The sequence below is a fragment of the Marinobacter arenosus genome, assembly GCF_019264345.1.
In the GTDB taxonomy this organism is placed as follows: Bacteria; Pseudomonadota; Gammaproteobacteria; order Pseudomonadales; family Oleiphilaceae; genus Marinobacter; species Marinobacter arenosus.
The window spans coordinates 2,026,439-2,049,582 of record NZ_JAHVAO010000001.1; the positions used below are offsets into that span (position 1 = coordinate 2,026,439).

A 23,144-nucleotide genomic window follows, 5' to 3' on the forward strand; every position below is an offset into this window, starting at 1 on the left:
GTTATTGCCACCACAGCGCGAGTTGCGGGAATGCGATCAAAAGCCCAAGCGCCAGGATCTGAAGCGCGATAAACGGCAGGAGGGATTGGAAGATCTCACCCAGCGAAATGTCCTTGGGTGCAACCGTTTTCAGGTAGAAGGCCGCCGGACCAAAGGGCGGTGACAGGAAGGACACCTGCATGTTCATGCAGAACACCACACCGAACCAGATCGGGCTGTACCCAAGCTCGGTGACGATGGGCACGAAAATCGGCATGGTCAGCAGCGCCACCCCGACCCAGTCCAGGAACATGCCCAGAATCAGCAGGATCAGCATCATGAACAGGATGGTGGTCAGCCCGTCGCCACCACTGACGGCAAAGACCATTTCACGGACAAACTCAATGCCGCCCATGAGGTTATAGACCCCCACCAGCGCGGTGGCACCAATACCGATCCAGATGATCATGCCGCACACACGCAGGGTGCTGATGGTCGCCTTACGCATCATATTCCGGGACAACTCGCCCCGAATCCAGGTACTGATGGCAATACCCAGGACCCCCAGGGCCGAGGCTTCGGTGACCGACGCCACCCCACCATAGATGCTTCCCAGAACCACCACCACCGACAGAATCGGAAACAGCAGGGCCTTGAAGAAGTTGGGTGCCGGGGTGTCCAACTGATCCTGATCAGAGGGTATCGGTGCCATCTCCGGCTTCAGCCAGACCCGAACCAGTACGTAACCCATGTACAGCAACGCCAAAATCAGCGCCGGCAGAAACGCGCCCTTGAACAAGTCCCCAATGGACACGTTGGCGGTCAGGCCATAAATGATCAGCACAATGCTCGGAGGCAACATGGTACCCAGGGCGCCGCCGGCGCAGGTGGTCCCGATGGCCAGTTTCCGGTCGTAACCCAGGCGCAGCATCTGCGGCAGGGCCAGGATACCCAGCAACACGGTTTCGCCGCCGATCACACCCGACATGGAGGCCAGGATCACCGCCACCACCAGCGTCTGCAGGGCAACACCGCCACGCAGTTTGCGGCCAAAGCGGGCCATGGCATCGAACAGGTCCCGGGCGATGCCGGAATGATCCAGTAGCGAGGCCATCAACACGAACATCGGCACGGCCAGGAAGACATAGTTACCAATAAAGCTGTACAGGCGACTGCTGACAATCGGCAGCGCATCGGGCCCGAACCAGCCGATGGCAAACACCAGGGCCACGAGGCCGGTGGCAAAGGCCAGCTGCATGCCGGTCAGCAACAGCACGATCAGCATCAGCAGCATCAACAGGCTGCCGTAACCAATTCCGAGAGAAGCCAGTTCAAACATCCTCGCGCTCCCCTGCCGGTACTTTTTGGCGCAGATCACGAATCAGGTGGAGCACGAACTGGATGGTCATGACCAGAATCGCCACCAGGATGATTACTTTCAGCAACGCGGGAAACGGCGGGTTCCAGGCCGAGCCGGAGGTCTCCAGCCGCCAGCCGCCCCAGGGCGCACGCACGGCCTCCTTGGCCATGAACCAGCTGGCGTACAGCATCATGCTGCAGAACGCCAGCCCGAACAGGTGGTGGACCACCCGGAGCCAGCGCTGGACCCGGGGCGAGACCGCATCGTAAATCAACACGATGCGTACGTGCCGGTCCGTGGCCAGGGCATAAAGCCCGCCCAGTACAAACAGGGTGGCACCGGCAAAGGTGACCGTTTCATGCACCCACAGCGTAGGCGCATCAAAGACGTATCTCCGCACGATCTCATAAAAAGACACCAGGACGATCAGGGCAAACACCAGGCTCAACCTCTTGCCCAGCCAGACGATGGCCCGGTCTAGCCCGGTAAAGCCGACGTCCTCGCCGGTTTCAGGAAGAAGATCGTAACGGTCCGGATCCTGCTCGGGCCCGGAGGACAGATTTTTCGCAGACATGATGAACTCCGAGCACCCGGCAAGCCTGACCCGCCGGGACACTGGTTACGGGGCGCCGCTCTTAGAGCAGCCCCTGGGATTCCAGGTAGCCGGTCACGGACTCGTAGACTTTTTCCGCATTCGGCGATTGCTCGGCAAAGACTTCCCACTGGTCCCGGGCAATGGTGCGGAACTTGCGGCGCTCTTCCGCCGACCAGTCATGAACGGTGATGTCGGGGTTGTTCCGAGCCGCGGTCACGGCTTTCCTGTCAGACAACGCCAACTGAGTGCTGATGTCCTGGGCAAAGTCCCGGGCCGACACGGTCATGATCGCCTGGATATCCTCAGGAAGCTTTTCCCATTCCTTCAGGTCCATGGAAATCTCGATCAGTGGCAGGGAGTGGAATCCCGGGTACACCGGATGCGGGGCGATGTCGTGCAGACCGGCTTCGTGATTCGTGGAGAACACGGTGTAGTCAGCCGCGTCAATAACCCCCTTGCTCAGGGCGGTATACACCTCGGAACCGGGCAGGTTCACCGGGGCCGCGCCCGCGGCGGCAAAAACCGACTGCACCAGACCTTCCGGGGCCCGCATCTTGAGTCCCTTCAAATCCTCCACACCGTTCAGGGGCTTCTTGGAAACAAACGATTCCAGGCCAGTGCCACCGCCGCCGACGAACTTCACACCATACGGAGCATACAGCTCGTTCATCAGCTCATAGCCACCGCCGTAGTTGATGTAGTCGATAAGCTGGTCGGGGCTGGACCAGGCACCCACGGTGTTCCCGATAAGCCCGAACGCAGGATCCTTGCCGGAAAAATACCCGGTCACGGAGACATGGCCGTCCAGCACGCCCATTTTCATGGCGCCAAGCGTTTCGGTGTGGCTGACCACACTGCCCACAGGCAGGAGATCAATGGCGACGCGGCCATTGGTCATGGTTTCCACACGGTCGGCCCATTCCTGCTGGATCTGAAAGTTTTTGACGCCCGAGGGATCGGACGACTGGAACTTGAGGGTGTAGTCCGCTGCAAAAGCGTTGAGGGCAAAGGTCGCTGACAACACGCCAGCGGCGAGTCGGGTCGGGAACATAATGGGATCTCCTGATTGTTTTTGTGCCGGCTCATGTTACCGGTAACATTTGAAGGCTACCCAATTCAGGGAGCACATACAAGAGCGTTTATTGATCAGGACGTGAATTCGGAACCGGATGGAAATAAAAAACCGGTCTGCCATAGGACAGACCGGCAAAACGTCAGGGTTTGCGACGTGCTAAAACCTGAGAACTCACTCAGGAGACGCAAGAAATGTCCGGATTTCCTACGTCAGACGGTATGACGGCCGTTTTCGGCAAAAGTTCCATTTTCGATTATTTTTTGATCAGAGTTTCGACTTCTACTTACGCCTTAGACCGGAACGCCTTCATCCCTGCGCTCGGGCAGAGACGGACGGTAGTTCTCCCGCAATGCCATCACCCGGTCACGATAGGCCGGCGTCAGATAGGGAATTTCCAGCGTCAGCACCTGATAGATACCCTGTTTCAGCTCGGTCAGGGTCAGGCCGGCGTAGGTTTCCTCGGCGTGGGCGGTTTTCAGGAACGCCATCCAGTTGGTAATCACCAGCCAGACGTTCAGCGACATCGCCGCACGCAGATCCTCAGGCTGCTCCTCAATGATGCCCGCCTCCGACAACTTCTCGAAGATGCGACTGATGGCATTCAGGCAGCGGTTGGTGAACTCCCTGTAGTCCTTGCGCAACCGGGAATCACTGTCCAGCAGGTACTCCAGGTCCCGGTGGAAGAACCGGTAACTCCAGAGCCCGTCAAACACCGACTCCAGATAGAACGTCATGTCATCCAGAGTCATGGCGCGGTCTTCCGGAATATCCAGGTAGTAGTCCACCAGCTTTTCGTACTCGAGGAAGATCTCGTAAATGATGTCCGACTTGTTGCGGAAGTGGTAATAGAGGTTGCCCGGCGAGATCGCCAGGTGCGCCGCTATGTGATTGGTGGTGACGTTGCGTTCGCCCCGCTCGTTGAACAGCTCCAGACTGGAAAGCAGTATCTTGTCTCTGGTTTTCATACACGTTTCGGCGGTTGTTGTTATGTGGCTCACGGATGGCCCAATAGGCCATCGCCCCCTGCTTGACTACCTAGAGTATATACTCTAATAATACCCCTGAGCGCAAATTGAGCATTTTTTCGCCACCACACAACAACAGACGGCCGCGCGATCGCAGCGGCGTCATTATTGGGGAGTACGCCATGGGAGCCACTGTCGTCCAGCTTACTGAAAGCAAGAAGCAGATCCAGCATACCCATCGGGTTTTCGAGGATCAGAAAAAAGCGTTCCGCAACAACCCCATGCCCTCACAGACCGAGCGCCAGGAAAACCTCAAGCGCCTGAAGCGAGCCCTGCTGACCAATCAGGATCGCCTGCTGGATGCCATTGACCGGGACTTCAGCTGCCGCTCACGGGATGAATCCCTGATCGCCGAGGTGATGCCCTCAATCCAGGGCATCAACTACACCCTGAAAAACCTGGGTGGCTGGATGAAGCCCTCGAAACGCCATGTTTCGGTGTTGTTCCAGCCGGCCAGCAACAAGGTTCACTACCAGCCCAAGGGCGTGGTCGGTGTCATCGTGCCCTGGAATTACCCGCTGTATCTCGCCGTCGGCCCCCTGGTTGCCTCGCTCGCGGCCGGCAACCGGACCATGATCAAGATGTCCGAGTTCACCCCTCATACCTCGGCGCTGTTCAAGGAGATCATCGAGGCATCGTTCCCGGAGGACCTGATTTCGGTGATTACCGGCGAGGCCGACGTCGCCGCCGACTTCTCGTCCCGGCCTTTCGACCACCTGCTGTTCACCGGCTCCACCTCCGTCGGCAAACTGGTGATGCGGGCGGCCGCCGAGAACCTCACGCCGGTTACCCTAGAACTGGGCGGCAAATCGCCGGCCATCGTGTCTCCGGATGTACCGATGGAGGACGCCGCCCAGCGCATTGCCTTTGGCAAGGCGTTCAACGCTGGCCAGACCTGCGTTGCACCGGACTATGTGCTGTGTCCCGCCGACCGGGTCCAGGCCTTCGTGGACGAATTCCGCACGCGGTTTTCGGAAATGTACCCGAGTCTGCGGGATAACGACGATTTCACCGCCATCATCAACGAACGCCAGTACGACCGCCTGCAAGGCTACCTGGAAGACGCCCGCGCCAAGGGGGCCGAGCTCATCGAGATCAATCCGGCCCGGGAGAACCTCGGGGATGGCACCCGGAAAATTCCGTTGACCCTGATCCTGAACACCACGCCGGACATGAAAGTGATGCAGGACGAAATCTTTGGCCCCCTGCTGCCCATCGTCAGCTACAACGGCCTGGACGAAGCCCTGCATTACGTCAACGATCGCCCGCGACCGCTGGCTCTCTACTTCTTCGGCTACGACAAGAACGAGCAGGAGCACGTGGTGGCGAACACCCATTCCGGCGGCATGTGCATCAACGACGCACTCATGCACGTCGCCCAGGACGACCTGCCGTTCGGTGGCATCGGTGACTCCGGCATGGGCCATTACCACGGTAAGGAAGGGTTCCTGACCTTCTCCCACCACCGCGCGATCTTTTCCAAGCAAAAGTTCAACAGCGGCAAATTTGTGTACGCACCGCACGGCACCGCTGCCCACAAGATGGTATACAAGTTCTTTATTCGCTAACGCCCGAGGTGGGAGCCCGTTCAGCACGGACTCCCACTCACCCCTCAGAATAATAAGAGAACAGGATCCATGAACGACCTGCCGCACGCCCGATCCCCCGAATCTGGCGATCTCGACCGCCGCAGCTTCCTCAAAACCGGTATGGGTGGGGCGTTGTTTCTCGGTGCCGTCAGTGTGACTGCCGGCCTCAGCGGCTGCGCCACGACACCCGCCGGCCCCAGGGAGGCCGTGGACCTCGGCCCCAGTGACGGCTACCAGTTCCGGTTTCTGACCCGGGACGATGTCCAGCTGTTCCATGCCCTGCTGCCCGCCATCATCGGACCGGCACTGACGGAGCAGCCCGAGGACCGTCGCCAGGTCATTGGCTCGACCATCGAACGCATTGATGCCGGTATTTCCCAGTTCGGCCCCGCCAATCAGCGGGAATTACGCCGTCTGTTTGACCTGCTCAACTTCGGTTTTACCCGAGTCACCATCGCCCGGGTCTGGTCAAGCTGGCCCAACGTAACCAGCGCTGAGGCCGATGCTTTTCTCGAACGTTGGCGCACCAGCGGCATCGGTCTGTTCAACAATGGTTACATCGCCCTGACCAAGATCAGCAACGTGGCCTTTTACGGCTACCGGGACCACTGGCATCTGTCGGGCTATCCCGGACCACCCCAGTGGGCCATCGAGGCCCTGCCCCACATCAAGAACGCCTGATTCACCGCCGATTTACGGAGCCAACCATGTCGTTAACCGATCGCATTGCCCAGGGCCTCGAGGCCGGCTGGGACGTCACCGATGGCGCAACCCTGGCTGAAGACCAGACCCACGAAGCCGATGTGGTGGTGATCGGCACCGGTGCCGGTGGCGGCACCACGGCAGAGATCCTGGCCAAAAGCGGGCTGTCGGTGATCCTGGTCGAAGAGGGCCGACTGTATTACCAGAAAGACTTCAAGATGGACGAGCTCACCGCCTACGCCAACCTCTACCAGGAGGGCATGAGCCGGGTCACCCGGGACGGTGCCATTGCCATCCTCCAGGGCCGATGCGTGGGCGGTTCCACTACCGTTAACTGGACCTCCAGCTTCCGCACGCCGGATGAGACCCTGACCTACTGGTCTGAACGGTTCGGCCTGGACAACCTGACGCCGGACGCCATGGCCCCCTGGTTTGAAGGGCGGGAGCAACGGCACTCCATGGCGCCCTGGCATATGGATCCCAACGTCAACAACGACATTCTGCGTCAGGGCTGCGAAAAGCTCGGTTACCGGTGGCAGATCATTCCGCGCAACGTCAAGGGCTGCTGGAACCTGGGCTACTGCGGGGTCGGCTGCCCCACCAACGCCAAGCAGGGGGCACTGATGACAACGGTGCCCGGCGCCCTGGATCACCAGGCCCGATTGTTCCACGGGCTGCGCGCCGACCGCCTTGTCATGAACCAGGACCGCATCGATCATCTGCAGGCAATGGCGATGAACGCTGACGGTGTTACCCCCTCGGGGGTGACAGTGACCCTGAAGGCCCGGCATTTCGTCGTGGCCGCCAGCGCCATTGGCTCACCAGGGCTGTTACTGCGCTCCGACGTCCCGGATCCCCATGGCCGGGTTGGCAAGCGCTCGTTCCTGCATCCGGTCAATGCCACCGTGGCCCAGATGCCAGAGAAGGTCGATCCGTACTACGGGGCGCCGCAATCGGTCTATTCCGACGAGTTCAACTTCAAGCAAGGGGTCGACGGCCCCGCCGGATTCAAACTGGAAGTGCCCCCCCTGCATCCCGCCGTCTCGGCAGGCGTGATACCCGGCCACGGCCAAACCCAGGTTGATGCCATGGCCGGCCTGCCCTGGACCCAGTCCGTCATTGCCCTGCTCCGGGACGGCTTCCATCCGGACAGTCCCGGCGGCACGGTGTCACTGCGGGATGACGGCAGCCCGGTGCTGGACTACCCGATTTCCGACTACCTCTGGGATGGACTGCGGCAGGCCTACCTTACGATGGCCGAAATCCAGTTTGCCGCCGGCGCCCGCAAGGTTCGTCTGGTGCACCTGGATTCCGAGTGGTACCGCAGCTGGGCCGAGGCCCGGGTCGCCATCGAGACCATTGCCATGGAACCCCACCGGGTCCGGCTCTTCACCGCTCACCAGATGGGTGGATGCGGCATGGGGACCGACCCGAAGGGGTCGGTGGTCAACGGATTTGGTGAGCACCACCACGTGAGCAATCTCAGCGTACACGATGCCTCGATCTTCCCGACCAGTATCGGCGCCAATCCGCAACTGTCGGTTTACGCCCTGGCGGCCAGAAACAGCACCCGACTGGCCGGCAAACTGGCCGGATAACCGTCGGCCGTTTTGGGATGGGCAGCAAACTGGTATTCTAGGCACTCCCGAAAAAGGAGCTGTGCATGCCGAAAGTTATCTACCCGGGCACCTTCGACCCCATTACCAATGGCCACACCGATCTGATCGAACGTGCCGGCCGCATGTTCGACGAGATTGTTGTTGCCGTGGCCTACAATCCCAAGAAACAGCCGCTGTTGAACCTGGAAGAGCGCTGTGAACTGGTACGCCAGGCCACCGACCATCTTCCGAACGTCAGTGTCACCGGGTTCAGCAACTTGCTTGCCGATTTTGTCCGTGAGCAGGGCGCAACGGTGATCCTCCGGGGACTGCGTGCGGTTTCTGACTTCGAGTACGAATTCCAGCTGGCGGACATGAACCGTCGTCTGGCACCGGAAGTGGAAAGCGTGTTCCTGACACCCGCCAACCACCTGTCCTACATCTCCTCGACCCTGATCCGGGAAATTGCCTCTCTCGGCGGCGATGTCTCGGAGTTTGTCGATCCCGCCGTTGAAGCGGCCATGAAGAAGAAGTTTAAATCAGCCTGAGGGAACACAGATGGCCCTGATGATTACCGACGACTGCATCAACTGCGACGTCTGTGAACCGGAATGCCCGAACGAGGCGATCTCGCCGGGCGACGATATTTACGTCATTGATCCGAACAAATGCACCGAGTGCGTCGGCCATTTCGACGAACCCCAGTGCCAGCAGGTTTGCCCGGTGGACTGCATTCCCCTGGATCCGGGGCACCAGGAAACCGAGGCGCAACTGATGGACAAGTATCGGAAGCTCACCGGCAACTGACACCAAAAAAAGCCCCGAATGGGGCTTTTTATTCAGATCCAGGTCGCCACTCAGAGCAGCGGCGGTAAGGGAATCTCCCTGCCATTTACGTTCACCATCAGATCCTTCATCACCGCCTCCATCACCAACTGGTCACCATCCTCGATCAACAGGCCCTGCTTGATCAGTGGCGCCAGCTGCAGACGCACGTCGGGATAAGTCTCCACCAGCGCCGTCGGCACGCTCAGGCTCATGTCACCGGCCAATCGCTGCATCACCATCAACATGCCTGCCCGTTCGTCGGCACTGAGTTCAGGGTGGCGGATCATCGCGTGGCCGGTCACCGTACCCTCGGGGGTGGACAGGCTCAGCTCGGGAAACCCGACCGAGAAGCCCGATGCCGCCAGATCCCGCAAGGCCTGGTTCACCTGCTCCATGGCCGCCATCTGCCGCTCTGGCTCGGGCGCGCCGTCGGGGCCCGCCTGCACGACCATGGTCTGCAGGTCAGACATGCCCCCGGTCAGGGAACTCCAACTGGCCACATCCAAGTCTTCGAGAGCGAAGGTCAGGCGATGCGGCCCATAGCTTTGGTTCGCCCGCACGATCTCTTCCAGCTTGATCGTGACGGTCGAATCGATGCGGCTTTCGTCAGCGCTCGCCGCGGTGGCAGAGGTCAGGCTGAAATCCCGGAAATTCACCGGCTCCTCGGCCTTCGGCGTCACAACCAGGGAGCCGACGTCGAGTTCACCAGCGCCGATCCAGACATCCCCGACCAGGTGCTCCATGTCCTGCTCCAGGTGGATATCGGCGATGCGAATGTCCACTTCCGGACCAGACAGGCTCAGGGCCGGCCAGACCATCAGGGCCTCCGCCCGGGAGCCCGCGTCGCTGATTTCGACCCGGGCCAGGCCACCACTGGTGTTGAGCGACTCACCGGTAGCCTCGTTGGTCATCGTCATGGTGGGCGCTTCGAGTTCCACCGTTGCGGTGCCCCAGAGGCGGGTCTCCAGAGTCAGGCGGGGCTCGCTATCCGGGAACCAGTCCACCCCCTCCGGCGACCACCCGCCCACAGGCTTGAAATCCAGCAGGCTGCCGGTGACCCCATGACTCACGTTGGCGGTGTAGTCCAGATGATGAGACTCTCCGGTATCCGGATTCTGCAGCACCAGGGATCCCCTCAGTTCCGACCCAAGTACACCGCGACGGTAATCCCCCGTTTCCATCCGCACAAAAGGCTGGGAACGGTTGACCTCTTCGGTCGCCTTTTGCCACTGAACCTGGGTGACAAAGCCGACGATCCATGGCATGGCCCCCGCCACAACCAGCACCGAAGCACCGGCAATCATCCATTTTTTTTGCAAGAGATCTCTCCGTGTCAGGGTTTGCCGGTCAGCCGCTCGAGCAGCACCAGTTGCGAGGCCAGCCTCTCCTCGCCTTCGGCAGGCTGATTCTGAATATAGCTGCCGTCCGATTGCAGCACCCAGGACTGGCAGTTATCCGCGAGGTAAGTGTCGAGGTCCTCACGAACCCGCTCCACCAGTGCCGGGTCTTCAATGGGAAACGCCGTTTCCACTCGGCTCAGCAGGTTGCGCTCCATACCATCGGCGCTGGAGCAGTACACATCCGGCCGCCGGTTGTTGCCAAAATAATACACCCGGGTGTGCTCCAGGAAGCGACCCACGATGGAGCGCACCCGAATGTTTTCGGACAGCCCTGGCACCTCCGGCCTGAGGCAGCAAATGCCGCGAATGATCAGGTCGATCTTCACTCCCGCCTGGGACGCCCGGTACAGAGCCTTGATCATCTGCGGTTCGGTCAGCGCATTGAACTTGAAGATAATCCGCCCCTTGTCCCCGAAGCCGGCCTCGCGATCGATGAGGCTGAGCAGCCGGGTGTGCAGGGTGAACGGTGAGTGGAACAACTTCTTGATCTTCAGGGCCTTACCCATGCCCGTCAACTGCTGGAACAGCTTGTTGACGTCATCGCCGATCGACTCATCACAGGTCATGAAGCTGTAATCGGTGTACAGGCGGGCGTTACCAGCGTGGTAGTTACCGGTGCCCAGATGCACGTACCGGCGCAGCCGGCCTTCTTCACGGCGTACGATGAGAATCATCTTGGCGTGGGTCTTGTAACCAACCACCCCGTACACCACGATCACACCAGCTTCCTGCAGGCGGCTGGCCAGCTCCAGATTTTCGGCTTCGCTGAAACGGGCCCGCAGTTCGATCACGGCGGTCACTTCCTTGCCGCGCCGGGCGGCATCCGCCAGCGCTTCGACAATTTCGGAATCGGCGCCGGTCCGGTACAGGGTCTGGCGGATCGCAAGCACCTGGGGATCCTTCGCCGCCTGGCGCAACAGGTCCACCACCGGGCTGAAGTTTTCGAAGGGATGCAGCAGCAGGATCGGCTGCTTGCGGATGCTGTCGAACATCGAATCCTTGCTGCGGATCAGCTTCGGAATCGAGGGCGAGAACCCGGAGTAGGTCAGGTCCGGACGATCCACCAGACTACTGACTGCCATCAGCCGGGTCAGGTTAACCGGACCGTGCACCTGGTAGAGATCGCGCTCAGTCAGGCCAAACTCGGTCAGCAGGAACTGCATCAGTTCCTCGGGGCAATTGTCCGCCACCTCCAGCCGGACCCCGTCACCGAAGCGGCGACTGAGCAACTCGCCCCGCAGGGCGGATGCCAGGTCCTCGAGGTCGTCTTCCAGTTCCAGGTCGGCGTTACGGGTCAGACGGAACTGGTAACAGCCCTTCACCTCCATCCCGGGGAACAGCTCGTCGGCGTGGGCGTGAATCATCGACGACAGGAACACGAGGTTCTCGCCGCCTTCGCAGACCTCATCGGGCAGACGCACCAGGCGCGGCAGGGAGCGTGGTGCCGGCACGATCGCCATACCGGTCTCGCGGCCAAAGGCGTCCTTGCCATCAAGTTCAACGATGAAGTTCAGGCTTTTGTTAACCAGGCGCGGAAACGGGTGCGAGGGGTCCAGTCCAATCGGACTGACCACCGGCAGGATTTCCTCCTCAAAGTAGTTGCGCACCCACTCGGCCTGGGCGGGCGTCCACTCCCGACGGCGCACGAAGTGGATGTTCTCGCGCTCCATTTCCGGGATCAGAACGTTATTGAGGATGTCGTACTGTTCGTGGATATGGTCGTGGGCAACCCGGCTGATTTCCGCCAGCACCTGCTCGGGCATCATGCCGTCCATACCCACGGTCTCCCGACCGTACTTCATCTGCTGGCGCAGACCGGCCACGCGGATCTCAAAGAACTCATCCATATTGCTGCTGAAAATGCAGCAGAAGATCAGACGATTGATGAGCGGATGGGTGGTATCCAGCGCCTGCTTGAGAACCCGGTAATTGAACTGCAGCTGGCTGATTTCCCGGTTGAAGTAATTCTCACTGGCATCCAGATTGATGCCATCTTCGACCGCAGGCACATCCATGGGTGCGGGCACGCTCTGGCCGCTGTCCGACTTGAGTTGCTTCGCCGTTTCCGTCGTCATAATCCCTCGATTCCAGTTGGATGCACCACCGGCACGGGCCGGTCGTGCGGTCGTATTCGTTGGCCGGCTCAGCGCCTTTGATCGCGCATCAGCCGCGCCGCGCGAACCGCGAAATAGGTCAGGATGCCATCCGCGCCGGCCCGGCGCATTGCCATCAGGCTTTCCATCATCACGGCATCACCGTCAAGCCAGCCATTCTCGGCCGCCGCCATGTGCATGGCGTATTCGCCACTGACCTGGTACACAAAGGTGGGCACCTGCAGCTCGGACTTCACCCGATGCACGATATCCAGGTACGGCATGCCGGGCTTGATCATCACCATGTCGGCACCCTCGGCCAGGTCCATGGCCACCTCGTGAATCGCCTCGTCGGCGTTGGCTGGATCCATCTGGTACGTCGATTTGTTGCCCTTGCCGAGGTTGCCGGCAGAGCCGACCGCGTCCCGGAACGGCCCGTAATAACTCGAGGCATATTTGGCAGAATAGGCCAGAATCCTCGTATTCACATGCCCGGCGGACTCCAGCGCTTCCCGGATTGCGGCCACACGACCGTCCATCATGTCCGAGGGCGCAACCACATCCGCCCCCGCATCGGCGTGGGAAAGCGCCTGGTTGACCAGTGCCTCCACGGTCACATCGTTCAGCACGTAACCGTCATTATCGATGATTCCGTCCTGACCATGAGTGGTGAACGGATCCAGGGCCACGTCCGTAATCACGCCCAACTCCGGGTAGGCCTTTTTCAGGGCGCGAACCGCGCACTGGGCCAACCCCTCGGAGTCCCAGGCACCGGAGCCGGACAGATTCTTTTTATCGGCCGGCACCACCGGGAACAGGGCGATTGCCGGAATCCCGAGGTCCACCAATTCAGCCGCCTGCTCGACCAGCAGATCCACGCTCAACCGCTCCACCCCGGGCATCGACGGCACCGACTCCCGCTGCCCCTCGCCCTCAAGGACAAACACCGGATAGATCAGGTTGTCAGGGGCCAGCTGGGTCTCCCTCACCAGACGCCGGGAAAAATCACTCGCGCGGTTGCGACGCAGGCGGGTGGCGGGGAAAGCACGTGGGGTCGGACTCGGCACGGAAAACCTCCTGATTGACATGACCGGGAACACGATGACAGACGACAACGCCGGAACGACGCTCTGCGTCCCATCATACACGGCCTTGGCCACGGGTTGCAGATTCCCGCAACAGGTTAGGGGCCAGATGTGACAACGCCGTTACCGAATCGAATCCAGCGCCTGGGCCCGAATTCGCTCCTGTTCATCAAAGCGCTGATTCCGTAGCCGCTCGAGGGCGGTTTCCAACTCGGGCCCCGCCAACCCGGATGCCATCAGGGTTTCCCGCTCCCTGGAATAGGCCTGCCAGCGCCGGGCCCAGTCATCCTGTTCCTGCTCGAGCACGGCCAGCCGTTCCGCGGTTTCGGCGCCAAAAGCCTGCTGCCGCCACGCCTGAAGCGCCGCCGGATCATTCGCCAGTTCCTGACGCGCCCGCTCGTAATCGGCAAAGCGCCGGGTTTCCCGTCGCGCCCGACGCAGGGGCTCCGGCAAGTCTGCCTCGGCCTGCGCCAGGGCCGCTTGTCGTTGCTGATCGGTCAGGTCCGAATTCCGGGTGATTCGAAGCTTCTCGACCTGGAAACGGTCGATGGCTTCGTCCTGGGCAAAGAACGCTTCCGCGGTCGCACTGTCCAGCCAGGTTCGGCGCAGCGCATGGATTTCTTCCATGCGCCGCTGCATTTCCAACGCATCCGCCGCGCCTCCATAACCCGCTTCCAGGTCAGACACCGCCAGCTTGTAGTCCAGGTAGGCGCCAAGGGTTGTCAGGGCCTGACTCCGTGCCGGCTCCTCCAGAACCGACAGGGCCTGCTCGATCCGGGCAACCAGTTGCGGCAGGGATTCCTCCCCGAGCGCCGACAGGAAATACTCGAACATCTGGCGTAATGCCTGGGTGGGAATCAGGTCACCATGGGCGTCTACTTTCGCCCATCCCGGGGGGACAGACGTGCCGGCCAGAGAGGCAGGCAGCTGTTCCGGCACGGCGCCGGCTTGACCCACCAGCGCGGATGGCGCCTTGGATTCCGACGGCGGGGGCGCAGCTTGGGGAGTTACCGGCGGCGGGTCCTGCCGCGTGACGGTGTCCGGGGCTTTCCCGCGGTCCGGACCGGGCCACAACCAGACGACGGCAATCAGCCCCGCCAGGGCCAGCGGCAGGAAAACCAAGGGGCGGGTAAGGTTAATCATGATCAGGGCTGTCCGTGGTTTCCCGGGAAATGGCTACCGTTCCGGGGTCACTCCGGATACGGCGGGATTGCACGAGCATAAACGAGGTCGGCCAAAGCTGCCGAGAACGACGTCAAAAACAGGGCCGGAATCGGTTATCCCGGCCTGTCCTGACAAGCTATCAGAGGGAGCGGTTATTAAAACCCACGTCCACCTTGCGGGGGGAGTCAGACCGGAAGAAGGTATCAACCTCCTGAATCTTTCCACCCTGGCTCAGAAACGCATCGATGTCGGCCTGCAACTGGGCCCGAACCCGGGCGCGGCCTGCAATGGTATGGCTGTCGTCACTGTCACCGCCCCAGTTTCCGGACGACTCCAGATTGCTTTCGTCGAATTCACTCATGATATTTTCTCCATCAACGAAAACAGATGGTCGAGTGCCGGAATCCCGCACAGAGCTTCTGCACCCAGTCTCGACGAACTGCCAACTGAGGCATCGTCTTGGCGTCTTTATAATCCGGTTTTTGTGGCCACGCTATTTCTGAGCAACGACTTTTTTGTAATTTTTTGTAACAAAAAATAAGACACTGATTTTATATGACAAAATGGGGCTATCTCGGGGTTCCGCCAGATTGACTAAAAGAATGAACAATGATCCACTACTTGTAGGGAGCCAATATGGCTTATCGTGAAACGGAGAAAATGCGCCAGCGCAAAGCAGAGGCGCGGCAACGCATCATCGACTGCACTTATGAATGCGTCGCCAAAGGCGGTTTCCGGAGTGCGCGGATTACCCGGATAGCCGGGCTTGCGAACGTGGCTACCGGCACGATTTACCGGCACTTTGAATCGAGGGAAGACCTGTTTGCCGAGGTGTTCCGACGGGCAACCCAGCGCGAGGTGGACAAGGTTGCCGAAGCATTGGCAACCACCGGCGATGCCGCCGCTCGACTGGAAAGGGCATTGAGGCAGTTCGCCGAACGGGCGCTTCGCGGCCCGACCATGGCCTGGTCGCTGATTGCCGAGCCCGTGGACCCCAAGGTTGAAGAAGAACGACTGAAGTACCGGAAGGCTTACGCAAGCCTTTTTGAAACGGCCATCCGCGACGGCATCGACGCTGGGTGCATTCCGGATCAGGACGCCTGCCAGAGCAGCACCTGCCTTGTAGGCGCCATCGCGGAAAGCCTTGTCGGCCCCCTGTCGCCAACCCAGGTCGGCACGGATTCCGCAGTGAAAACCGACAACAATGACCTGCTGGTCGACACCATCATTCGCTTTTGCATGCAGGGGTTGACTGGCACCAGGAGATAGCCATGAACGCACGGCAGCCCCACCCCGAGAGCCGCCCCGAGATTACCGAAGACCGCTACCTGGCAAGTACCCATGAGGTGATCAACCAACCGCCTGCACTTGAGGACTACAACCTTTTCGAGCAGGACATCGCGCTTCAGGAAGCGGCGACCCGGGAAGGCGCCGGCTGGGCAGCAGGCGAGCTGAAGCGCTTTGGCGCCCTGGCGGGCGCGGCGGAGACCATCGACCTGGGGTTCCGTGCCAATAGCAACAAGCCGGTTTTCAATACCCACGACCGGTTTGGGCATCGCATCGACGAAGTGGATTTCCACCCGGCCTATCACCAACTGATGGGCATCGCGATGGAGAATGGCCTGCACAGCAGCCCCTGGACGCACCCGGGTGCCGGTGCCCATGTGGCACGGGCGGCCAAGTACTACATGCATTCGCAGGTGGAGGCGGCCCATTGCTGCCCCATCACCATGACCTTCGCCGCCATACCCTCAATCCGGAAACAGCCGAACCTCGCCCGGGACTGGGAGCAGAAGATCCTCGCCAACAGCTATGACCCGCGCAACCTTCCCGACGGCCAGAAAGCGTCCGTGACCATTGGCATGGCGATGACCGAGAAACAGGGCGGCAGTGACGTTCGCGCCAACAGCACCAAGGCCTATCCGGTGGGCCTCGAAGGCCCGGGCCAGGCCTACGAACTGGTCGGTCACAAGTGGTTTGTCTCGGCGCCCATGTGTGATGCCTTCCTGGTCCTGGCCCAGTCCCGGGGCGGGCTGTCCTGCTTCCTCATGCCCCGCTGGCGGCCAGACGGAAGCAAGAACCCGTGGCAGATTCAACGCCTCAAGAACAAGATGGGCAACGTGGCCAACGCCTCCAGCGAGGCCGAACTGCGGGGCGCCCTGGGCTGGATGGTCGGCGAGGAAGGCCGGGGCGTCCCGACCATCATCGAGATGGTGGCCATGACCCGCTTCGACTGCATGATCGGCAGTGCCGCCGGCATGCGCCAGGCGGTGGCCCAGGCCACCCACCACTGCCGTCATCGCAGCGCCTTTGGCCATCGCCTGATCGATCAGCCCCTGATGCAGAACGTTCTGGCCGACCTGGCGCTCGAAAGCGAGGGGGCACTGGCCTACACCATGCGCGTAGGCCGGGCCCTGGACAACCAGGACCAGGAGCACGAACGGCTGCTGACCCGCCTGGCGACCCCGGTGGGCAAGTACTGGATCTGCAAGCGGGCACCGAATCACGCCTACGAAGCCATGGAGTGCATTGGTGGCAGCGGCGTCATGGAGGACTGCATCATGCCCCGACTGTTCCGGGAGTCTCCGGTCAACGCGATCTGGGAAGGCAGTGGTAACGTCCAGTGCCTGGACACCCTGCGCGCCCTGCAGAAAGAACCCGAGACCCTGGACGCCTTCTTCCACGAAACGGCCCTGGCCCGGGGTGCCGACGCCCGGTTTGACCGGTTCCTGGCCCAGTTGCAGACCGACTTTGCCGACATCAGCGACGTCCAGTATCGCGCCCGCAACCTGGTGGATCGCATGGCCCTGGCGCTGCAAGGCGCCCTGCTGCTGCAGCATTCGGACCCGGCGGTTGCCGACGCCTTCTGCGCCACCCGCCTGGAAGCCGGCGGCGGGCTCAACTACGGCAACCTGCCATCAGGGACGGACGCCACCGCCATTATCAAACGTGCAACACCTGTAGTAGGCTAGTCCGATCCTCCTCTGAGCACGGATCACTATGTCTGAAGCCCTGCGAAAACTGCTGAGCCAACCTGGCTCGCAACCGGTGATCACGCCTCATGTAGGCGTGCTCACCCTGCACTTCCAGCTGTACGGCTGCGAGGACCTCAAAGCCAAGCGCAAGGTGTTTACCGCCCTGCGTGCCGTCTGGGGCAGAGAACCGGATCTGGCGGTTGCCGAAACCTCCGATCTGGACGCTCTCGACTGCGCCACCTGGACCATTGCGGCGCTCGGCACCTCCTCCCAACAGATCACCCAGCGCCTCGATCAGGTTGAGAAAGCCATCGAGGAACGGGTGGATGCTGCCATACTGGATGTACACCGGGAAATTCTCTGACCCGCTGCGGGCACTGGGTTGGGGCCTTGTGGCGTAACCTCGTCACACGCCGTATACTACGCACCCTCAGGGATGCCAGTGTGCCCGTCAGCTGAAGGCGGCCAGTTACCAACGCCGGACCAATACTCCGGCAGTATCCGTCGGGCATCCGGAACCGGCCCTACGGATGACCACTGATTACGTGTGGTACCTATGACCGGAAAGAAAAAATCCGCCCAGGCCTCCGTTGAGGCCATGTATCGCGTGTTCACGGTGCCTGAGGCGCCGGAATCCACGTTGAGCCGGATCGACCAGAACATCTCCAGAAATCTTGCAGGGTTCCTGCAGGAGCACATCGTTGCGGTTGAACGGGACCTGTCGGACGTGGAGAAAGATTTCTCCGATTACGCCATTCCCGAAAAACCCGTGTTCGTGTCCGAACAGGCCCAGTTCCTGCTCGACAAACTGGTGGCCAATTCCGTTCATACCGCGTCCCCGGCCTTCATCGGCCATATGACCTCGGCGCTGCCCTATTTCATGCTGCCGCTGTCCAAGATCATGATCGCGCTGAACCAGAACCTGGTGAAGACTGAGACCTCCAAGGCCTTCACACCCATGGAGCGGCAGGTCCTGGGCATGATCCACCGTCTGGTGTATGAGGAAGACGGCGCGTTCTATCGCAAGTGGATGCACAACCCCCGCTATGCACTGGGCGCCATGTGCTCCGGCGGCACCATCGCCAATCTGACCGCACTCTGGGTCGCCCGCAACCGCGCCTTCCCCGCGGAAGGCAACTTCCGCGGGCTGCACCAGGAAGGCCTGTTCCGGGCCCTGAAGTATTACGGTTACGAGGGGGCCGCCATCGTGGTCTCCCGACGCGGCCACTATTCCCTTCGCAAGGCCGCGGACGTATTGGGCCTGGGCCGGGAATCCCTGGTGCCGGTGGATACCGACGACGAAAACCGCATCCAGACCGACGCCCTGCGCGACAAATGCCTGGAACTGCAGCGCCAGAAGATCAAGGTCATGGCCATCTGCGGGGTTGCCGGCACCACCGAAACGGGTAACGTGGATCCGCTCGACGGGATGGCAGACATCGCCAGGGAATTCGGTGCCCACTTCCATGTGGACGCAGCCTGGGGCGGCCCCACCCTGTTCTCACGAACCCACAAGCACCTGCTTCGCGGCATCGACAAGGCCGACTCGGTCACCTTTGATGCCCACAAACAGCTTTACGTGCCGATGGGCGTGGGCCTGGTGGTCTTCAAGGATCCGAGCCTGGCAAGCGCGGTCGAACACCACGCCCAGTACATCATCCGGAAAGGTTCCCGGGACCTCGGCAGCACAACGCTGGAGGGCTCTCGACCGGGTATGTCGATGCTGATTCACTCCGGACTGAAGATCCTGGCGCGGGAAGGCTACGAGATTCTGATCGATCAGGGCATCGACAAGGCCAAGACGTTTGCCGGGATGATAGAGGACGAACCGGACTTTGAACTGGTCACCCGGCCGGAGCTGAACATCCTCACCTACCGCTATTGCCCGGAGAATGTCCAGGACGCCCTGGCGATCGCGGATCCGCTGCAGGCCGAAAAACTCAACACCTGCCTGAACCGGATCACCAAGTTTATCCAGAAGACCCAGCGGGAACGGGGCAAGGCCTTTGTTTCACGGACCCGTCTGGAACCGTCACGCTACTACCACTTCCCCTGCATCGTGTTCCGGGTGGTACTGGCGAACCCGCTGACCACGCGGGAGATTCTGACGGACATTCTCGCTGAACAGCGGGAATTGTCGGGCGATGAGGGGATTCAGGACGAGATGAACATCTTGCATCAGATGGCGGATGCGGTCCTGAAGCAGCACCAGCCGGGGGCAAGGCAGGCCTGAGGTGTGCCTGCCGGCGAAACCGCAAGGAAGGCGAAGGGCTATGCAAAACACGCTGTAATACGTCCATGTACGCTCGGCTCCGCCATCCTTGGCTCCGCACGGTTTTAGATAGCCCTTCGCCTTCCTCGCTCAGAGTTCGGGAGCAGCCTCAGTAAAGCGCCTCTTCGTCATCCAGCACCTCGTGGATGATTTCCAGGAACATGTGGTCCGCCTCGCTCCAGTTCTCCGGAATCCGGATCGTGGTATTGGCACTGATTTCCCGGGCAATGATCTCGTTGGCATTGGGCTCATTGCGATGCTTGCGGGCAATTTCCATGGACTTAACGGCAATGGTCGGCTCACTCAGCACCTTCTTGATGAACACGCGCAGTTCATCAATCATCTTGGCCTGACGGCTCTCATTCGATGTACTCATACTTCCTTCACTCCACGGACAAATGAATGCCAGGGGCGACAGCCGCCCCGTTACGTTCAAACAGTATGACCAAACTGGCGGACTGCAACCAGCCTGTGTGATCAGATCAGCAGTCCACGCAGAGTAAAGAACAGGAGCGCGGCCATGATGGCTGACGCCGGCACCGTGATAATCCAGGCGGCAGCAATCTTCAGCAGGTGCGAACGCTTGACCATTTCTTCCCGGTAAAGCTTCTTCAGCCGCTTACGTTCGGACTTCGACAGTGGCACCTGCTTTTTCTTCTTGGCCTGCTTCAGCAGGTTCTCCATCTCCTCGACAGAGGCATTGCGGAAATCGTTCAGGAAAGGTTTCAGCCGCTGCTGCTCTTCCGGATCATGGTGCTCCATGATCTTGTGGAGCTGGGTGGCGTAGTTGGATTTCAGGTACTCCCGCAGGAACCCGACGCCGAAGACCCCGCCCAGAGCGATGTGAGTGGAGCTGACCGGCAGACCAAGCTGCGAGGCCAGAATCACCGTCAGTGCTGCCGACAGGGCAACACAGAAGGCACGGGTCTTGTCCAGTTCGGTAATTTCACTGCCCACGGTCTTGATCAGGCGCGGACCAAAAAGCATCAGACCGACAGCAATACCCAGCGCGCCGACCATCATCACCCACAGCGGGATGCTGGCGGACGTCACCACACCGCCTGAGGACAGGGCATCGTTAATCGCCGCCAGCGGGCCAATGGCGTTGGCAACGTCATTGGCGCCGTGGGCAAAGCTCAGCAGTGCCGCCGCAAAAATCAGCGGCCAGGTAAACAGGGTGTTTACCCCGCTCGAGCTGTTCTCCATGGTTGCGGCCCGGCGGTTCACCAGGGCACGGACGGCAACGTACACCACGGCCGCCGCAACAAGACCAATCAGGGACGCCTCCATGAAGTCGACCTTCACGACCTTCTTGACGCCCTTGATCATCAGATAGGTCCCGAAGGCCCAGGCCATCACGGCCACCAGCAGGGGTACAAAGGTGCGCGCCGCAGGAACGACATCCTTGCGATACAGCACCGTTTTCTTGATCGCGTACAGGAACAGCGCGGCCAGCGCCCCCCCGAGAACCGGGGAGATGACCCAACTAGCGGCGATCTTGCCCATCACCGCCCAGTCTGCGATGCCCCAACCACCGGCGGCGACGCCGGCACCGAGCACACCACCGACAATGGAATGGGTCGTGGAAACCGGCGCGCCCATCCAGGTCGCCAGGTTGAGCCACAGCGCCCCGGCGAGAAGCGCAGCGGTCATCAGCCAGACAAAGGCCTGACCATTCTCCAGGGACGTGGGATCAATGATGCCGCCCTTGATGGTCGACACCACGTCGCCACCGGCAATCAGTGCGCCGCTTGCCTCAAAAATAGCGGCAATAATGATCGCTCCCCCAAGCGAGAGCGCGCCTGAGCCCACTGCGGGACCCACGTTGTTGGCAACGTCATTAGCGCCGATGTTGATCGCCATGTAGCCACCAATAACGGCCGCCGCCATCAACAGCATGCTGTTCGGCATTCCCTGGCTGAAAGAACCAACGGTCAGCCATATGCCGAGAAGAAACAGCAGGCTGAATCCGACCCTGTATCGTTCCGTGGAAGGGCTGGTGAGAAGGGTATCCAGAAATCCGGTTGAACGGGCCATAACAGATTGGGTCTCGTTTGGTCTGAATGGGAAAACTGTGACAGTTACGCGCCGCAACTATAAATTTTTTGACATCAAATTGAAATAAACCGGATATAGCACGTCCAGATCACACAATGAGTAGCGAAAGGATGCATTCTTTCGGCAAACTGCCCCATAATTCCATTAAAAAGCATTAAAACTATAACAATTCCAGTAAAGGCTCAGATGACCGACCAAACTACATCCGGCCAACGGGCCGTCGGCGAGCGCGAGGACGCCCAGGTATCACGGTTGATCACCTGGCTGTCGGTCATGGCGATTGCGTTTCTGATCGGCATCGGCGCCAAGGCATGGTATGCCGACCACGATACTCACGCCTGGGTTCTCTGGTCGTTCGTGCTGGTGGTCGCCGCCAACATGGCCTGGTTTGCCCACACCGGTGACCGTACCGTCCAGAAGGGCGGCCTGCTGCTGGTGGTCGGCCTGCTGTTTACCTACCTGATCGCGTCGGGGGGCGAGAGCAATACCGGTCCCCTCTGGTTCTATGTGTTTCCGCCGCTGCTGTTCTACCTGACCAACCTCAAGACCGGCACCGCGGTTTTGTTATTCTGCTACCTGATTGCGGTCGTTGTTTTCCAGTTCCCCGGATTGCCCCTGGTTTCGACCGAATACAGCACCGACTTCAAAATCCGGTTTTTTGCCACCCTGACCTTCGAGTCCATTCTCTGCTTTGTGCTCGAGGCCAGCCGCCTGAAGGCCCGTAACGAGCTGGTGGCGCTGGCCGAAACCCACGAGCATGCCGCCAAGACCGATGAACTCACTGGTCTGTCCAATCGCCGGGACATGCAGAACCGGCTGGGCGCAGAGTTCTCACGCTATCAACGGTCCGGCCATCATTTCTCGGTGGCATTGATCGACCTGGATCTGTTCAAGGTCATCAATGACCGTTTTGGTCACGATGCCGGGGACGAAGTGCTGAGGGAGTTTTCCACGCTGATGAAGGCCATCATCCGCCAGACCGATGTGGCGGCGCGCTGGGGTGGCGAGGAGTTTCTGCTGTTGTTGCCGGACACCTCGCTGCTCCAGGCACTGACCCTGGCGGAGCGCCTGCGCGCGGAAGTGGCCCGCACCCGGTTCCAGTTCCGCGGCACCGACCTGCCGGTTTCCATCAGCGCCGGCGTCTGCTCCATCGCCAAGGCCGGCTCGATCGACGAACTGCTCAAGCAGGTCGACGTTCATCTCTACAACGCCAAGGAAGCCGGCCGGAATCGCATTGCGCCAAGAGTTCGTAGCCGGGATGCGACCGCCAGCGGCATGGCCTGACCTTGAGCAGCGGTCCCGCTGCCTTTATGATCGGACGCCAGTCTGGCCCCGTAAGTTCCGGG

The 23,144-nt window shown here is 60.7% G+C and carries 21 protein-coding genes; 10 read left to right on the forward strand and 11 right to left on the reverse strand.

From position 1 onward, the window contains the following. Nucleotide 1: 1 nt before the first annotated feature. The 4 genes from KXD86_RS09445 to KXD86_RS09460 form a co-directional block, all read right to left on the reverse strand. On the reverse strand, nucleotides 2-1,318 hold the full coding sequence (locus KXD86_RS09445) for a TRAP transporter large permease (protein ID WP_218635771.1): 1,317 nt from the start codon (nucleotides 1,316-1,318) through the stop codon (nucleotides 2-4). Then, nucleotides 1,311-1,913 (reverse strand): TRAP transporter small permease subunit, encoded by a 603-nt coding sequence (locus KXD86_RS09450; RefSeq protein WP_218635772.1) that lies wholly within the window; start codon nucleotides 1,911-1,913, stop codon nucleotides 1,311-1,313. The genes KXD86_RS09445 and KXD86_RS09450 overlap by 8 nt, the downstream gene beginning before the upstream one ends. A 61-nt stretch (nucleotides 1,914-1,974) precedes the next feature. Continuing rightward, nucleotides 1,975-2,985 (reverse strand): TRAP transporter substrate-binding protein, encoded by a 1,011-nt coding sequence (locus tag KXD86_RS09455; protein WP_218635773.1) that lies wholly within the window; start codon nucleotides 2,983-2,985, stop codon nucleotides 1,975-1,977. A 314-nt stretch (nucleotides 2,986-3,299) separates the two neighbouring features. Next, entirely contained in the window at nucleotides 3,300-3,974 is a 675-nt protein-coding gene (locus KXD86_RS09460; protein WP_218635774.1) for a TetR/AcrR family transcriptional regulator, read from the reverse strand. Nucleotides 3,975-4,156: 182 nt separating this feature from the next. On the opposite strand from KXD86_RS09460, the gene KXD86_RS09465 reads away from it, so the two are divergent. The 5 genes from KXD86_RS09465 to KXD86_RS09485 all read left to right on the forward strand — a co-directional run bounded on the left by KXD86_RS09465 (nucleotide 4,157) and on the right by KXD86_RS09485 (nucleotide 8,730). Further along, the gene (locus KXD86_RS09465; RefSeq protein ID WP_218635775.1) at nucleotides 4,157-5,602 is read left to right on the forward strand and encodes a coniferyl aldehyde dehydrogenase; all 1,446 of its coding nucleotides are present in this window, start codon (nucleotides 4,157-4,159) and stop codon (nucleotides 5,600-5,602) included. Nucleotides 5,603-5,671: 69 nt separating this feature from the next. Further along, nucleotides 5,672-6,304, forward strand: a complete 633-nt coding sequence (locus tag KXD86_RS09470; protein WP_218635776.1) for a hypothetical protein — start codon at nucleotides 5,672-5,674, stop codon at nucleotides 6,302-6,304. Between the two features lie 26 nt (nucleotides 6,305-6,330). Further along, complete coding sequence (locus KXD86_RS09475) at nucleotides 6,331-7,923, forward strand: GMC family oxidoreductase (RefSeq protein WP_218635777.1); 1,593 nt, start codon at nucleotides 6,331-6,333, stop codon at nucleotides 7,921-7,923. 65 nt (nucleotides 7,924-7,988) lie between these two features. Further along, nucleotides 7,989-8,471: a pantetheine-phosphate adenylyltransferase gene (gene coaD / locus KXD86_RS09480; protein WP_218635778.1), complete on the forward strand. Its 483-nt coding sequence runs from the start codon at nucleotides 7,989-7,991 to the stop codon at nucleotides 8,469-8,471. A gap of 10 nt (nucleotides 8,472-8,481) precedes the next feature. Next, a complete protein-coding gene (locus KXD86_RS09485) occupies nucleotides 8,482-8,730 on the forward strand; it encodes a YfhL family 4Fe-4S dicluster ferredoxin (RefSeq protein ID WP_218635779.1) in 249 nt (82 codons plus the stop codon). A 50-nt stretch (nucleotides 8,731-8,780) separates the two neighbouring features. Here the strand turns inward: KXD86_RS09485 and KXD86_RS09490 are convergent, their stop codons facing one another. The 5 genes from KXD86_RS09490 to KXD86_RS09510 form a co-directional block, all read right to left on the reverse strand. Next, nucleotides 8,781-10,070: a DUF945 family protein gene (locus tag KXD86_RS09490; RefSeq protein WP_218635780.1), complete on the reverse strand. Its 1,290-nt coding sequence runs from the start codon at nucleotides 10,068-10,070 to the stop codon at nucleotides 8,781-8,783. Nucleotides 10,071-10,084: 14 nt separating this feature from the next. Then, the gene (ppk1, locus tag KXD86_RS09495; RefSeq protein ID WP_218635781.1) at nucleotides 10,085-12,226 is read right to left on the reverse strand and encodes a polyphosphate kinase 1; all 2,142 of its coding nucleotides are present in this window, start codon (nucleotides 12,224-12,226) and stop codon (nucleotides 10,085-10,087) included. Between the two features lie 68 nt (nucleotides 12,227-12,294). Beyond that, a complete protein-coding gene (gene hemB / locus KXD86_RS09500; protein ID WP_218635782.1) occupies nucleotides 12,295-13,332 on the reverse strand; it encodes a porphobilinogen synthase in 1,038 nt (345 codons plus the stop codon). A 120-nt stretch (nucleotides 13,333-13,452) separates the two neighbouring features. Next, complete coding sequence (locus tag KXD86_RS09505) at nucleotides 13,453-14,472, reverse strand: lipase secretion chaperone (RefSeq protein ID WP_218635783.1); 1,020 nt, start codon at nucleotides 14,470-14,472, stop codon at nucleotides 13,453-13,455. Nucleotides 14,473-14,632: 160 nt separating this feature from the next. Continuing rightward, nucleotides 14,633-14,854 carry a hypothetical protein gene (locus tag KXD86_RS09510; protein ID WP_218635784.1) on the reverse strand — a complete coding sequence of 74 codons (222 nt, stop codon included), beginning with the start codon at nucleotides 14,852-14,854 and terminating at the stop codon, nucleotides 14,633-14,635. A gap of 275 nt (nucleotides 14,855-15,129) precedes the next feature. Between KXD86_RS09510 and KXD86_RS09515 the strand changes: the two genes are divergently transcribed. From KXD86_RS09515 to panP, 4 genes are all read left to right on the forward strand, one after another. Then, nucleotides 15,130-15,762 carry a TetR/AcrR family transcriptional regulator gene (locus KXD86_RS09515; protein ID WP_218635785.1) on the forward strand — a complete coding sequence of 211 codons (633 nt, stop codon included), beginning with the start codon at nucleotides 15,130-15,132 and terminating at the stop codon, nucleotides 15,760-15,762. A gap of 2 nt (nucleotides 15,763-15,764) precedes the next feature. Further along, nucleotides 15,765-17,465 (forward strand): isovaleryl-CoA dehydrogenase, encoded by a 1,701-nt coding sequence (locus KXD86_RS09520; protein ID WP_218635786.1) that lies wholly within the window; start codon nucleotides 15,765-15,767, stop codon nucleotides 17,463-17,465. Between the two features lie 28 nt (nucleotides 17,466-17,493). Next, nucleotides 17,494-17,832, forward strand: coding sequence for a DUF503 domain-containing protein (locus KXD86_RS09525; RefSeq protein WP_218635787.1), 339 nt, complete (start codon nucleotides 17,494-17,496; stop codon nucleotides 17,830-17,832). A 192-nt stretch (nucleotides 17,833-18,024) separates the two neighbouring features. Beyond that, complete coding sequence (gene panP, locus KXD86_RS09530; RefSeq protein WP_218635788.1) at nucleotides 18,025-19,701, forward strand: pyridoxal-dependent aspartate 1-decarboxylase PanP; 1,677 nt, start codon at nucleotides 18,025-18,027, stop codon at nucleotides 19,699-19,701. Nucleotides 19,702-19,849: 148 nt separating this feature from the next. Here panP and KXD86_RS09535 read toward each other — a convergent pair whose 3' ends face one another. Further along, a complete protein-coding gene (locus KXD86_RS09535) occupies nucleotides 19,850-20,116 on the reverse strand; it encodes a hypothetical protein (protein ID WP_218635789.1) in 267 nt (88 codons plus the stop codon). 101 nt (nucleotides 20,117-20,217) lie between these two features. Further along, on the reverse strand, nucleotides 20,218-21,777 hold the full coding sequence (locus KXD86_RS09540; RefSeq protein WP_218635790.1) for an inorganic phosphate transporter: 1,560 nt from the start codon (nucleotides 21,775-21,777) through the stop codon (nucleotides 20,218-20,220). 207 nt (nucleotides 21,778-21,984) lie between these two features. Between KXD86_RS09540 and KXD86_RS09545 the strand changes: the two genes are divergently transcribed. Beyond that, entirely contained in the window at nucleotides 21,985-23,082 is a 1,098-nt protein-coding gene (locus KXD86_RS09545) for a GGDEF domain-containing protein (protein ID WP_218635791.1), read from the forward strand. The last annotated feature ends 62 nt before the right edge of the window (nucleotides 23,083-23,144 follow it).